This window comes from Rossellomorea vietnamensis (genome assembly GCF_008180415.1).
Lineage (GTDB): Bacteria > Bacillota > Bacilli > Bacillales > Bacillaceae_B > Rossellomorea > Rossellomorea vietnamensis_C.
In genome coordinates this window covers 171960-184523 of record NZ_VTEI01000001.1, presented here as the reverse complement: position 1 = coordinate 184523, position 12564 = coordinate 171960, and the positions used below count along the sequence as shown (strand labels likewise).

Sequence of the window (12564 nt, the reverse complement as noted above, 5' to 3'; positions counted from 1 at the left end):
TATTCCGACATGAAAAAAAGGCAAAACGTTATGATCAAAGGTACAAAAGATGGGTTGACCCTTCATTTGAATGATCAATGCTCACTCGAGGAACTGAAAAGTGAATTGAAGGACAAGCTGTCTGCGCAATACCGGCAGAGCGAGGGGACTCCTCTGATAACTGTAAAAATACAAGCTGGAAATAGATATTTGACTTCACGGCAGAAAGAGGAGCTCCAGGAGATTGTAAGTGAGAAACGCAATTTAACAGTCCAGGAGATTACCTCTAATGTCGTGACGAACGATGAAGCGTTAAAGATGAAAGAAGAAAGTGAAATCCATACAATTGCCGGTGTCATCCGTTCAGGACAAGTAATTGAAGTTCCGGGCGATTTACTAATTGTAGGAGACGTCAATCCGGGAGGCACCGTTAAAGCTGCAGGCAACCTTTATGTAATGGGTGCACTGAAAGGGATTGCACATGCAGGATACACGGGCAGCAATGAAGCGGTGATCGTCGCATCACAAATGACACCGTCACAGCTTCGGATAGCGGATTGCCTGAACAGGGCTCCTGATCATTTCGATAAAGAAGAAGGCCATGAAATGGAATGTGCCTACATAGATGAATCGAATCAAATCGTGATTGACAGATTGCAAGTTTTGAAGCATCTTAGACCAAATATAACCAGTTTTAAAGGGGGACGCTAATGTGGGTGAAGCTATAGTAATCACTTCAGGTAAGGGTGGTGTAGGTAAAACGACTACATCCGCGAATGTTGGAACGGCATTAGCTCTGCAAGGGAAAAAAGTCTGTTTGGTGGATACCGATATCGGCCTGCGGAACCTGGATGTCGTAATGGGGCTTGAAAACCGGATTATTTATGATCTGGTCGATGTCGTGGAAGAACGCTGTAAAATCCATCAGGCCCTTGTAAAAGACAAACGGTTCGAAGATAAGCTCTTCCTGCTTCCGGCCGCACAGACAAGCGACAAATCGGCGGTATCTCCTCCGCAGATGAAGAAATTGATCGATACACTTAAGCAAGACTATGATTATATTATCATCGATTGCCCTGCAGGAATTGAACAAGGCTACAAGAATGCCGTTGCCGGTGCTGACAGAGCAATTGTGGTAACCACACCGGAAATCTCCGCGGTCAGGGATGCAGACCGCATCATCGGCCTGCTCGAAAAGGAAGATATCGAGCCTCCGAAACTCATCATCAACCGCATCAGGACCCATATGATGAAAAACGGCGAAATGCTTGATGTTGATGAAATCACGACTCACTTGTCCATCGACCTGATCGGCATCGTAGCCGATGATGACAATGTCATTAAATCCTCCAACAGAGGCGAGCCGATTGCCATGGATCCAAGCAGCAAGGCATCCATTGCCTACCGCAACATCGCCCGCCGAATCCTTGGAGAATCGGTGCCGCTTCAGTCCTTGGATGATGATAGACAAGGCGTATTCACCAAGCTGAAAAAGTTCTTTGGTGTAAAAGCTTAATAGAATCAAGTCGTCCTCCATTGTTGCAGGGCGGCTTTTTTGTGTTTAGGGAGTTTGGGTGGAAAGGAAGTAATGGAGCAGCAATTTTGCCGGCGGGAGGATAGGTGTGTGTGAGGCTTAGAAACGGCGAAGGGAGAAGTTAGTCTGTTTGCGAGGGTGTGCATTAAATGAGGGAAATTAATAGATGATGTACCTCGCAGGTCGAGCGGGGTACATCAAAAGGGAAAACCGAGAAGATAATGTACTTCGCTAAGCGAGCGAGGTACATCAAAAGAAAAAACCGAGAAGATGATGTACCTCGCAGGTCGAGCGGGGTACATCAAAAGGAAAAACCGAGAAGATAATGTACTTCGCTAAGCGAGGGAGTTACATCAAAAAGGAAAACCGAGAAGATGATGTACCTCGCAGGTCGAGCGGGGTACATCAAATGAGAAAACAGAGAAGAAGTTGTACCTCGCGGGGCGCGAGGTGCATCAAAATGGAAAATCGAGAAGATAATGTACTTCGCTAAGCGAGCGGGGTACATCAAAAGGGAAAACCGAGAAGATAATGTACTTCGCTAAGCGAGCGAGGTACATCAAAAGAAAAAATCGAGAAGATAATGTACTTCGCTAAGCGAGCGGGGGACATCAAAAGAAAAAATCGAGAAGATAATGTACTTCGCTAAGCGAGCGAGGTACATCAAAAGGGAAAACCGAGGAGATAATGTACTTCGCTAAGCGAGCGGGGTACATCAAAAGAAAAAATCGAGAAGATAATGTACTTCGCTAAGCGAGCGAGGTACATCAAAAAGGAAATACGAAAAGATGATGTACCTCGCAGAGAAAGGGCTGCATCAGCATCTGCTGACAAGTGAGCAACTTCATTCACCCAAAACTTCAACAGACATATTTCCAAAGGACAAGTCATACATTGATAGCAAAAGGGACTTGTACTATACAGGGAGAAGAGTCTGCACCGAAAGCCGATCGTTACAGACTCCAGGCTGTACGCGTTCCAGCATACAAAAAGGGGAATGGTATATGGGGAATCGAGCGGATGAAATCAGAAAGCGGATAGCTAAGAGAAAACGGATGAGCAGCACCCATTCTTCTGAATCCCGGGGCATGCTGCTTCCAACGGACGAAGAAAGGTATGGCGGGGAACGGTTTTCATCTTACGAAGGGGGACCTTCTGAAGGAACCCATCCCCTGTTCAGTAAAGAAATGTTCATTTTGAAGATCCTTGGGACCAGTGTCATTGTTCTTTGCACGGCTATTCTTTTTCAGAATCAGGTACCTGGGTTTGATAAAGCACGTTCATATGTTCAGCAGACAATGACGAAGGAATTCCAGTTCGCAGCAGTTGCCGGATGGTATGAAGATCAATTCGGGAAGCCTCTGGCTTTGCTTCCGGAGGGAAAAGACAGCAGTCTGCCAGAGGCGACGAAGTCAGCTGATTATGCACTGCCGGCTTCAGCAAAGGTTGTTGAAAATTTTAAAAGCAATGGACAGGGCATCATGGTGGAAACAGGGAAAGGTTCCCTGGTGGAAGCCATGCAAGGCGGTTTGGTCACTTTTGCAGGAAAGAAAGAGGATCTCGGCCAGACTGTCATCATTCAGCATGGTGACAAATCGGAATCCTGGTATGGGCATTTGAACTCAATCGAGGTCACTCAATATGCACAAGTGAAAGCAGGTGATCCGGTTGGAACGGTTACCGATGAAGAGAATGCAGCGACTGGGGAATTTTATTTCGCCATCAAAAAAGAGGATGCTTTCATAGATCCAATCCAGGTGATTACATTTGAATGAATTTGGAAAACTGCTGAAGAAGGTTCATATTCATCCGCTGCTGTGGGCGGCGGCCGGACTGGCGATTCTGACCGCCCATTTCGTTGAGCTGATCATGCTGTTTATCATTATATTGATACACGAGTTAGGACATGGGGGTGCGGCCCATGTTTTTTCTTGGCGGATTAAGAGGATTTCCCTCCTGCCGTTTGGGGGAGTAGCGGAGATGGATGAGCATGGAAACCGGTCATTGAAGGAAGAACTCATTGTAGTGGCGGCCGGTCCGCTTCAGCATTTGTGGATGATGGGTGGAGCCAAGCTTCTCTATTCCGCCGGACTGATCCCGCCTTATTATTACGAGCTTTTCATTCAATTGAACTTGATGGTCCTGCTCTTTAACCTGCTGCCCATATGGCCTCTGGATGGAGGGAAACTGCTCGCGGTTGGCCTTGGGCACAGGTTCACGTTCATCACCGCCTATCAGTGGACGTTGATCCTGTCACTGGCTGCGCTTCTGCTGTTTCATGCAGTCGTCCTGTTGACGGTTCCTTTCCATCTTAATCTTTGGATCATCCTGTCTTTTTTGTATTTTTCTTTATGGACAGAGTGGAAGCAGAGGCAGTTTACCTTCATACGATTTTTATTGGAAAGGTACTACGGTAAAAGCGGAGATGTCCGGGATTTGAAACCTCTCAAGGTGGATGGAGAGGAGACCATTTACTCTGTACTGGAGAAATTCCATAGAGGGTTCAAGCATCCGCTCATTGTTTATATTGATGGCAAAGAAGCCGGCAAGCTGGACGAAAACGAAATTCTGCATGCTTATTTTACTGAAAAGATGACAACCGCTAAGTCCCGTGACCTTCTGTATTTATATTGAAACGTTTGCGTAAAATTTCTCTTCATATTATGATGAAAAGACTGACCGGCTTACGGTTAGTCTTATTCTACTTGTACTCGAAATGAGGAGCTCTTGATGAACAGAATTATCGTAAATGCATTGGGACGGGAAAAAAGATGGGCCCGCCTGCGTGATGGAATAATGGAAAGTCTTCATGTCTATCAGCCTGAAAAAGAATCGATCGTCGGAAACATTTATCTGGGTCGTGTCGATAAAGTTGAAAAGGGCCTGAATGCTGCTTTTATTAATATTGGCGAAGATAAAAATGGTTTTTTACATATAGATGATCTGGCAGAGTATGTATCTCTTGAGGAGCCGGAAAGAAACTCTGCAGAAATCAGCAAGCTTCTCCACCAGGGCCAGAAGCTGCTCGTTCAAGTCAAAAAGGACCCTGCCGGAACAAAAGGGCCGAGGCTCACAGGTGTGATCGAACTGAAAGGAGCTTCCATTGTCTATATGCCCCAGGGCCGCTATGTGGCTGTCTCGAAAAAAGCGTCCGATGAAGAACAGAAGAAAAAATGGCGCCGCTTTGGCTCGAAGATGAAAGAGGACAAGGAAGGCATTCTCTTCAGGACGGCCTCTCTGCAAAAATCAAAAGAAGAGATTACAACAGAATTCCTGGCGTTGAGAAAGCAGTATCAAAGTTTATATGCTTCATCTCTCAATCGAAAAGCTCCTTTCTTGCTTCACGGGCAGGATGTCATGGCAGATGATATCTTGGAGGAAGTTAAAAAAATCAAAGAAGTTGAAATCATTACGGATGATTTTGTATGGAAAGAAGAACTTCAGGTCTATCTCCAGCAGCACGGAGTATCACTGTCTTCTCCGATTTCCCATTTCCAGGGTCATGAGAATATTTTCAATCATTACCGGGTGGAAACACAAATTGAAAAAGCGATGCAAAGAGTCGTCTGGCTGGAAAATGGGGCAACCATTGTCATTGAACCTACCGAAGCCTTGACGGTGATCGATGTGAATACTGGAAAATTCACTGGTAAAAGCGGTCTTTCCCAAACGGTATTGAAAACCAATAAAATGGCTGCAAAGGAAATCTCCAGGCAGCTGAAAATCAGGAACCTGTCAGGCATCATACTTATAGACTTCATCGAAATGAAGAGTGAACAGCAGCAGGCGGAAGTGATCGCTGCTTTAAAGGCTGGACTCAGCGAAGATGGAAAGCGGACGACCATCGTCGGCTTCACTGAATTGGGAATCCTTCAGCTGACGAGGAAGAAGACGAAGCCGCCGCTGCTTGAGTATACGACATGCTCCTGCCCATCCTGCAGCGGACAAGGCAGAGTGCTTAGTGCGGAATCCATGGCCTACAGGCTTGAGAGAGAACTTTATGAGCTCTATCCTGCGGATGAAGATAAAGTAGTTATCGAAGCGACAGAAGATGTTCAGCGGGCATTCCGCGGAGAGAGTTCTCATTATCTAAAAGAGATGGAAAGTACCATCCATAAAAAAATTGAGTTCCAACATGTTAAAGAGAACAAACCATATTATAAAATCAAAAGATTAGAAAACAGGTAATATAACCCTGTAGGTGGTTTCCAGTTCCAGTGTTCACCCTCTCGGAGTTGATCAAGGAGCTTACGCTTTTTAGAATAGCGGGAAAAATTCCCCTTAATGAATAAGCAGCATCAAAAATTAGCTGAAATAGAGGGAGAATCTGCCCTTATTTGACTAGAAGCACTGGAAAACAGGGGCTTTTTCTCTAAATAAGGGGAAAAATCCCCCCTATTTACCAGTGAAATAAGATAAAACCTGCACTTTACGGGAAATTCTCCCCTTATTTTTTGCTCCTCTGGACGTGGCATTTAATTTCGCTTCTCCCAAAAATTTGTATCTTTTAAATGCATCCTTTCTTTCTGCTTAGAGGGATAGCACCAGAAGTCGATCCCCTCCAGGATGGGCGTGCGTCCAGTCCAGCTGGTTCAAAGTGCACGCCCCTCGGAGACCAAAAAACTCAGGTTTTTATTTAAGTAGCAAATTCCTGAATCATTTTAATTCCCATGAAAGCTATTGACACCATTCTTGAATATATGATAGGATTCTTATGTTATAGTTTTTGTAGCACCCGTGCTACAACCGCTCAAATCAGGCAGTAAGCTTTTGTTGCAAAAACAAAACGCCTGTACTTGGCGAGTCTGAGTTTATAAGGAGGTGCCATTCATGTACGCAATTATCGAAACTGGCGGAAAGCAAATCAAAGTAGAAGAGGGACAATCTATCTACATTGAAAAGCTTGCAGGAAACGAAGGCGAAACAGTTACTTTTGACAAAGTACTTTTCGTAGGTGGCGACAACGTAAAAGTAGGAAGTCCATTAGTTGATGGAGCTACTGTTACAGCTAAAGTTGAAAAACAAGGCCGCGCTAAGAAATTAGTCGTTTTCAAATACAAGCCGAAGAAAAACTATCGTCGTAAGCAAGGTCATCGTCAACCTTACACTAAAGTAACGATTGACAAAATCAACGCGTAAGGCGTTTGAAAAATGATTAATGTTTACTTCACTAAAGATCCGGGAGGAAGAATTTCTTCTTTTTCCATGGATGGTCATGCAAATTTTGCGCAGAATGGTCAAGATATCGTTTGTGCCGGAGCATCGGCTGTATCCTTTGGTGCCGTTAATGCGATCATGTCATTGACCGGGGTTCAACCCGAGATTGACCAGTCGCCTGATGGCGGTTACCTTCACTGTGAATTCCCGGCAGGCCTGCCGGATGAAACAGAGGAAAAGGTCCAGCTTCTTTTACAAGGGATGATTGTCTCTTTACAGACGATAGAACGTGAATATAGCAAGTTTATAAAAATAACCTTCAAAGCGTAGGAGGTGGAACACATGTTAAGATTAGATCTTCAATTTTTCGCATCGAAGAAAGGGGTAGGTTCGACTAAAAACGGTCGTGACTCAATCTCTAAACGTCTTGGTGCAAAACGTGCTGATGGTCAAGAGGTTACTGGCGGATCTATTTTATACCGTCAACGCGGTACTAAAATTTACCCGGGAGTTAACGTTGGACGCGGCGGTGACGATACTTTATTCGCTAAAGTTGACGGAATCGTACGTTTCGAGCGTATGGGCCGTGACAAGAAAAAAGTCAGCGTATACCCTGTAGTTAAAGAAGCATAATGCTTTTTAAAGAAAACTCTAGCCGTATATTCGGTTAGAGTTTTCTTGTTTTATGAAGAACAATTTAAGCAGTTCAGTCGAATTTTGTCTTTTTAACAGGAATTTTTTTCGTTCCCCTATCCTTTTCTGATATACTACAAATAAGAAAAGACCGTTTTATAGGGAGTTTTATGATGAATAGTGAATGGAACCTGGTAGAGGCATTGAGGCATGCCCGCCATGACTGGATGAATAGATTACAATTAATCAAAGGCAATATGGATTTAGGAAGAATGGATCGGGCAAAGCAGATCATTGAAGAAATTGTTGCCGAGTCCCAGAATGAGTCCAAGCTTTCTAATCTTAAGGTGCCTAAGTTTTCTGAGTGGATGCTGACCTATAACTGGCAGACCCATTTTATCAAGCTGGAATTCGAAGTGCTGGAAGCAGAAGAACCAGATGTTAATGATGCTCGGTTATTTGGGTGGTTCACTGGGCTTTTCTCAGTTCTTGAAAACTGTGTGAAACCCTATGAAGAAAACAATATGATGGTAACCATCAAGATTTGCCAGCAGGAAGCACGGTTTGAATTGGATTTTAATGGGATAATAGTAGATAAAGAAAGCCTGCAGGACTGGCTGGAAAGAAACAGTGCCGGTGTTGCTGTTGAAACCATGGATAGTAACGGATTTCTAATATCCTTGAATCTAAATAGATAATTTATGGAGAGCAGGCCATCTTGTGGTCCTCTTTTTAAAGGCTCTTTTCGTAAACTTTGTTGCTATTTGGATACTAATTCCAAAAAACTAATCATAATTCATCTTAATAACTTGGTGATCATGAAAAGAAAAGAGCTGCTTTCCCCGATTAGAGAGAAATCCCTTAATACCCGGGGAAAAATCCGGCTCCTGGGATTTTTCCGAAAGCAACAATCTATGCGAAAACAGCCTTTTTAAAAGCTCTTTTCGTAAACTTTGTTGCTTTTTCATATGAATTAGTTAAGATTACACCATAATCTACCTGAAATATTCTGGTAAGCAAGAAAGAGAAGAGCTGCTCCCCCTGAATAGAGAGAGTATCTGAGTATTCGGGGAAAAATCCGGTTTTTGGGATTTTTCCGAAAGCAACAATTTATACGAAAACAGACTTTTTTAGGAGTGAAAATAAATGTTTGTCGATCAGGTCAAGATTTATACAAAAGGCGGCGACGGAGGCAACGGAATGGTTGCTTACCGCCGTGAAAAATACGTCCCGGACGGAGGTCCAGCGGGCGGTGACGGCGGAAATGGCGCCGACGTGATATTTGAAGTGGAAGAAGGTCTTCGCACACTGATGGATTTCCGTTATCAGCGCCACTTCAAAGCCCCGCGCGGAGAGCATGGGATGAGCAAGAACATGCACGGAAGGAACGCGAAAGACATGGTAGTCAAAGTTCCGCCGGGTACCATCGTGAAAGATGATGATACAGGAGAATTGATTGCCGACTTGACGGAGCACGGCCAGAGAGCCGTCATTTCCAGAGGAGGCCGCGGAGGAAGAGGAAATACCCGCTTTGCGACACCTTCCAACCCTGCTCCTGAATTATCCGAAAAAGGGGAGCCGGGCCAGGAACGTTATATCGTACTGGAATTGAAGCTTCTGGCTGATGTCGGACTTGTAGGTTTTCCGAGTGTAGGAAAATCGACTCTGCTTTCCATCGTTTCAGCAGCCAAGCCAAAAATCGGCGATTATCACTTTACAACCATCGCTCCTAACCTGGGAATGGTTGAAACGGAAGACGCACGCAGCTTTGTTATGGCTGATCTTCCTGGATTGATCGAAGGCGCATCTGAAGGTGTAGGTCTTGGACATCAGTTCCTCCGCCACATCGAACGTACACGTGTCATCGTCCACGTCATCGATATGAGCGGACTTGAGGGAAGAGACCCTTACGAGGATTACCAGACCATCAATGCGGAGCTGGAAGCTTACAACCTTCGTTTGACAGAACGTCCGCAAATCATTGTAGCTAATAAAATGGACATGCCTGATTCAGAAGAAAACCTTAAGAACTTCAAGGAACAACTGAAAGAGGACTATCCTGTTTACGGAATCTCTGCTGTTACAAGACAAGGCCTGCGTGATTTGCTGTTCGCCATTGCTGATAAATTGGAAGAAACACCTCAATTTGCGATGTTCCAAGAAGAGGAAGAAGAAACCAAAGATCAGCGCGTCCTTTATAAACATGAAAAAGCTGAGGCTGAATTCTTTATCACAAGAGAACCGGATGGCACATTCGTTGTCAACGGTGCCAAAATAGAGAAGCTATTTAAGATGACCGATTTCAGCCGCGAAGAATCTCAAAAAAGGTTCGCGCGTCAATTGCGCACCATGGGAGTCGACGAGGCACTGCGAGAAAGAGGAGCAAAAGACGGAGACACTGTCAGACTGCTTGACTTTGAATTTGACTTCGTCGATTGATTGAAGCTTTGTAATGGGGGAACCAGCCTTGCAGAAAAAAGCACAGGAAGGAAAATTTTATCTGGTAAGGGAAGACGTGCTTCCTGATGCCATGAAGAAAACCTTGCAAGCCAAAGAGCTGATTGAAAGAGGCAAAGCCGGTTCAGTCTGGGAAGCTGTCCGCAGTATCGACTTGAGCCGGAGTGCCTTTTATAAATACCGCGACACTGTATTTCCGTTTCACAGAATTGTGAAGGAACGGATCATCACTTTGTTCTTCCACCTGGAAGACCGATCAGGTACACTCTCCTGCCTGCTGGGCGAAGTGGCCAAAACAGGCTGCAACATTCTCACGATTCACCAGACAATCCCCCTGCAGGGAAGAGCGAACGTTACGCTTTCCCTTAACGTGGCGGATATCACGGTCGATATCGAAGAAATGCTGAACAGCTTGAGAAAACTTGAATTTGTAGAAAAAGTGGAAATGCTGGGCTCAGGTGCCTAGCATTTTTTTGTTGTGTGGGTGATATCGGTGAGGGAAAGAGCTGAATGGTTGATAGAATCGTTAAATCGGTTGATAGAACACGCTATTTGGTTGATAGAACGGTGAAACCGGTTGATAGAAATCCAAAACCGGTTGATAGATCAGCAAAAGTCGCTGATAGAGCAAAATGAAGTTATGCATAACGGATGAAACCGGGCGATGATTTGCTAGATTAAGGGCTTTCGTCGATAGAAAGGCCAAAATCGTGGATAGAGTACTCAAATTCGTTGATAGACCAGCATAACTCGTTGAAAGAACGCCATCGCTGCCGGGTGTAGCTTGGAAGCAATTAAAAGGCAGAACGTCGATAGAAAGGGCAAATTTAACAATAGAATATCCAAACTCATTGAGGGAGAAATGTAGTCGTCGATAGAAACCCCAAACTCTCAAATGATAGACAAGCAAAACGGGTCGATAGAGCACGATGTAGTCCTGCATAACGAATATGAACCGAGCCAGGAGCTGCTGACTCCCCCCGCACACCCCGATCACAAAACAATTACCCCAAATCAGAGTACTAGCCCCCCTCCCCTAAAAAAGACAAACCAAAAAAGGATACCCTCTATGGGGCATCCTCGTAATCAAGAAGTGGATTCAATCAGGAAACCAGCCTCTTTCAGTGCTTTTTCAGCATTGGCCATGACCTTTTCATTCGGCGCCGAGATGGTGTGCAGGTGGATGCCATCTGTCAGCTCGGATAGGTAGGAGGCGTTTGTTTCTTTGATTTTGTTCATGAACTGTTTTACTTCCTGGCGGTTGGAGACCATGATGGAAGCGGTCAGGTCGCCGTATACTTTATGCTCGATCCGGACGTCTTTGACGAGGATTCCGTGGTCGACCAGAAGGTTCAGTTCTTCCTCTGTGCGGTCCGGTGTGTGCCTGCAGGCAATGGTTTTTTCGACAGTGCCTTCAGGGTGTTTTGGCTGCAGATAAAGGTACCCCCGGCTTGTGGCGATGATAGGTTCTTCTCTGGCCTTCAGCAGGGTGATGTCACTGACGATGACCTGCCGGCTGACATTCGTGAATTTGGCAAGGTCTCCCCCGGTAATCGGGATTCCTTCTTCCTGAAGTTTGGATAGTATAAGATTCCTTCGTTCTTCTCCAAGTATTTTCTTGCCTTTTGACATTTTTTTCTCCTCTCCAGCGTAGCAGAAAGCTATTGTTCGTAGTGTTTTTCAGCAATATCGGAAAGAGCCTTTACCAGCTCTGTAACATCTTCTTTCGTTGTACCTTTTCCCATTGAGATCCTGATGAATTCTTTTCCTGCTTCTTCCGGGAGGCCGAGTGCACTTACTGTTTTGGAAAGGGCTTGTTTGCCAGTCTGGCAGGCGCTTCCGGTTGAAATGGCGAATCCTCTTCTATTACATTCTAACATGGCCCATTGGCCTTGGAGCCCTTTTATGCATAATCCAATAACATGGGGCATCTGGTTCTCCTGAGGAGCTTCCAATATCATCACAGAATCCTGCAGGTGAGCTTTTATGCCATTGATGAGCAAATCCCTGAGCTCTTGGTATTCCGCTGTCTGAAAGCCGCTGCAGGCGCTCTCAGCGGCACTGATAAAAGCGGCGATTCCCGGTGTGTTGACTGTGCCGCCTCTCAGGCCTCCTTCATGTGTCTGGTTTGGAAAAATTGATCTGGCTGTATGCCTGGGATGGATATAAACTGCTCCGACTCCCTTTGGACCATAAATTTTATGAGAAGAGACGGCCAGACTGTCGACCAATGGCGCCAGCTCTGAAATATCTTTTTTGCCGAAAGACTGGACCATGTCGGTATGAAGGAGAATTCCTTCATTTTTACAGGTCCTTGCGATGTTTTTAATATTTTGTATAGAACCTATTTCCCCGTTGGCATGCGCAATCGAAACTAGAATCGTATCATGCCTGATTGATTTTTCCAAGTCTTCCAGAGAAATCATGCCGTCACTGTTGAAAGGCAGGCTGGTGATTTCAAATCCTTGTTCTTTTAAAAATCCCATGGCTGAATGGACAGACGAATGTTCAGCAATCCCCGTAATGATATGCCTTCCGCGGTGTCTATTCTCCAGCGCAAGTGAAAGAATCCCCAGGTGGTTGGCTTCTGTTCCTCCTGATGTAAAATAAATCCCCTCAGAAGCGACCCCCAGTAATCCCGCCAATGTATTTCTGCATTCCTGCAGAAGCTGAGCGGCTTTGTCGCCGGTGTCATGGAGACTTGAAGTATTCCCGTAAAAATGGGTGGCAGCCTCTATGTAAACTTGCAGGGCCTCTGGATCCATGGGTGTCGTTGCAGCATAGTCAAAGTATCTCAATAGCAG

At 45.1% G+C, this 12564-nt stretch carries 13 protein-coding genes and 1 other annotated feature; of the genes, 11 read left to right on the top strand and 2 right to left on the bottom strand.

The window, feature by feature from the left end; translation table 11 throughout:
• Positions 1–9: 9 nt before the first annotated feature.
• The 11 genes from minC (at position 10) to FZC78_RS00855 (ending at position 10226) form a co-directional block, all read left to right on the top strand.
• On the top strand, positions 10–690 hold the full coding sequence (gene minC, locus FZC78_RS00905; RefSeq protein ID WP_148937816.1) for a septum site-determining protein MinC: 681 nt from the start codon (positions 10–12) through the stop codon (positions 688–690).
• A 1-nt stretch (position 691) separates the two neighbouring features.
• Positions 692–1495: a septum site-determining protein MinD gene (gene minD, locus FZC78_RS00900; protein WP_148937815.1), complete on the top strand. Its 804-nt coding sequence runs from the start codon at positions 692–694 to the stop codon at positions 1493–1495.
• An 806-nt stretch (positions 1496–2301) separates the two neighbouring features.
• Positions 2302–3288, top strand: coding sequence for a M23 family metallopeptidase (locus tag FZC78_RS00895; RefSeq protein ID WP_353733553.1), 987 nt, complete (start codon positions 2302–2304; stop codon positions 3286–3288).
• Entirely contained in the window at positions 3281–4147 is an 867-nt protein-coding gene (locus FZC78_RS00890) for a M50 family metallopeptidase (protein ID WP_148937814.1), read from the top strand. Before FZC78_RS00895 ends, FZC78_RS00890 begins: the two co-directional genes overlap by 8 nt.
• Positions 4148–4243: 96 nt before the next feature.
• Positions 4244–5701: an Rne/Rng family ribonuclease gene (locus FZC78_RS00885; protein WP_148937813.1), complete on the top strand. Its 1458-nt coding sequence runs from the start codon at positions 4244–4246 to the stop codon at positions 5699–5701.
• Positions 5702–6247: 546 nt separating this feature from the next.
• Positions 6248–6330: a sequence feature (ribosomal protein L21 leader region), on the top strand.
• Positions 6331–6343: 13 nt separating this feature from the next.
• Entirely contained in the window at positions 6344–6652 is a 309-nt protein-coding gene (gene rplU / locus FZC78_RS00880; protein WP_006838655.1) for a 50S ribosomal protein L21, read from the top strand.
• A gap of 12 nt (positions 6653–6664) precedes the next feature.
• On the top strand, positions 6665–7000 hold the full coding sequence (locus tag FZC78_RS00875) for a ribosomal-processing cysteine protease Prp (protein WP_148937812.1): 336 nt from the start codon (positions 6665–6667) through the stop codon (positions 6998–7000).
• Positions 7001–7012: 12 nt separating this feature from the next.
• Positions 7013–7303: a 50S ribosomal protein L27 gene (rpmA, locus tag FZC78_RS00870; protein ID WP_113930151.1), complete on the top strand. Its 291-nt coding sequence runs from the start codon at positions 7013–7015 to the stop codon at positions 7301–7303.
• Between the two features lie 170 nt (positions 7304–7473).
• Entirely contained in the window at positions 7474–8001 is a 528-nt protein-coding gene (locus FZC78_RS00865; RefSeq protein ID WP_148937811.1) for a Spo0B C-terminal domain-containing protein, read from the top strand.
• 448 nt (positions 8002–8449) lie between these two features.
• Positions 8450–9742: a GTPase ObgE gene (gene obgE / locus FZC78_RS00860; RefSeq protein WP_148937810.1), complete on the top strand. Its 1293-nt coding sequence runs from the start codon at positions 8450–8452 to the stop codon at positions 9740–9742.
• 13 nt (positions 9743–9755) lie between these two features.
• A complete protein-coding gene (locus FZC78_RS00855) occupies positions 9756–10226 on the top strand; it encodes an ACT domain-containing protein (protein WP_148937809.1) in 471 nt (156 codons plus the stop codon).
• A gap of 620 nt (positions 10227–10846) precedes the next feature.
• Here the strand turns inward: FZC78_RS00855 and FZC78_RS00850 are convergent.
• Positions 10847–11392, bottom strand: coding sequence for a transcription repressor NadR (locus FZC78_RS00850; RefSeq protein ID WP_148937808.1), 546 nt, complete (start codon positions 11390–11392; stop codon positions 10847–10849).
• 29 nt (positions 11393–11421) lie between these two features.
• Positions 11422–12558, bottom strand: a complete 1137-nt coding sequence (locus FZC78_RS00845) for an IscS subfamily cysteine desulfurase (protein ID WP_148937807.1) — start codon at positions 12556–12558, stop codon at positions 11422–11424.
• Between the last annotated feature and the right edge of the window lie 6 nt (positions 12559–12564).

Coding starts and splice junctions, on each gene's coding strand:
- minC (WP_148937816.1), top strand. CDS start 10: ATGAAAAAAAGGCAAAACGTTATGATCAAAGGTACAAAAGATGGGTTG.
- FZC78_RS00895 (WP_353733553.1), top strand. CDS start 2,302: ATGATGTACCTCGCAGAGAAAGGGCTGCATCAGCATCTGCTGACAAGT.
- FZC78_RS00885 (WP_148937813.1), top strand. CDS start 4,244: ATGAACAGAATTATCGTAAATGCATTGGGACGGGAAAAAAGATGGGCC.
- rplU (WP_006838655.1), top strand. CDS start 6,344: ATGTACGCAATTATCGAAACTGGCGGAAAGCAAATCAAAGTAGAAGAG.
- FZC78_RS00875 (WP_148937812.1), top strand. CDS start 6,665: ATGATTAATGTTTACTTCACTAAAGATCCGGGAGGAAGAATTTCTTCT.
- rpmA (WP_113930151.1), top strand. CDS start 7,013: ATGTTAAGATTAGATCTTCAATTTTTCGCATCGAAGAAAGGGGTAGGT.
- FZC78_RS00865 (WP_148937811.1), top strand. CDS start 7,474: ATGATGAATAGTGAATGGAACCTGGTAGAGGCATTGAGGCATGCCCGC.
- obgE (WP_148937810.1), top strand. CDS start 8,450: ATGTTTGTCGATCAGGTCAAGATTTATACAAAAGGCGGCGACGGAGGC.
- FZC78_RS00855 (WP_148937809.1), top strand. CDS start 9,756: ATGGGGGAACCAGCCTTGCAGAAAAAAGCACAGGAAGGAAAATTTTAT.
- FZC78_RS00850 (WP_148937808.1), bottom strand. CDS start 11,392: ATGTCAAAAGGCAAGAAAATACTTGGAGAAGAACGAAGGAATCTTATA.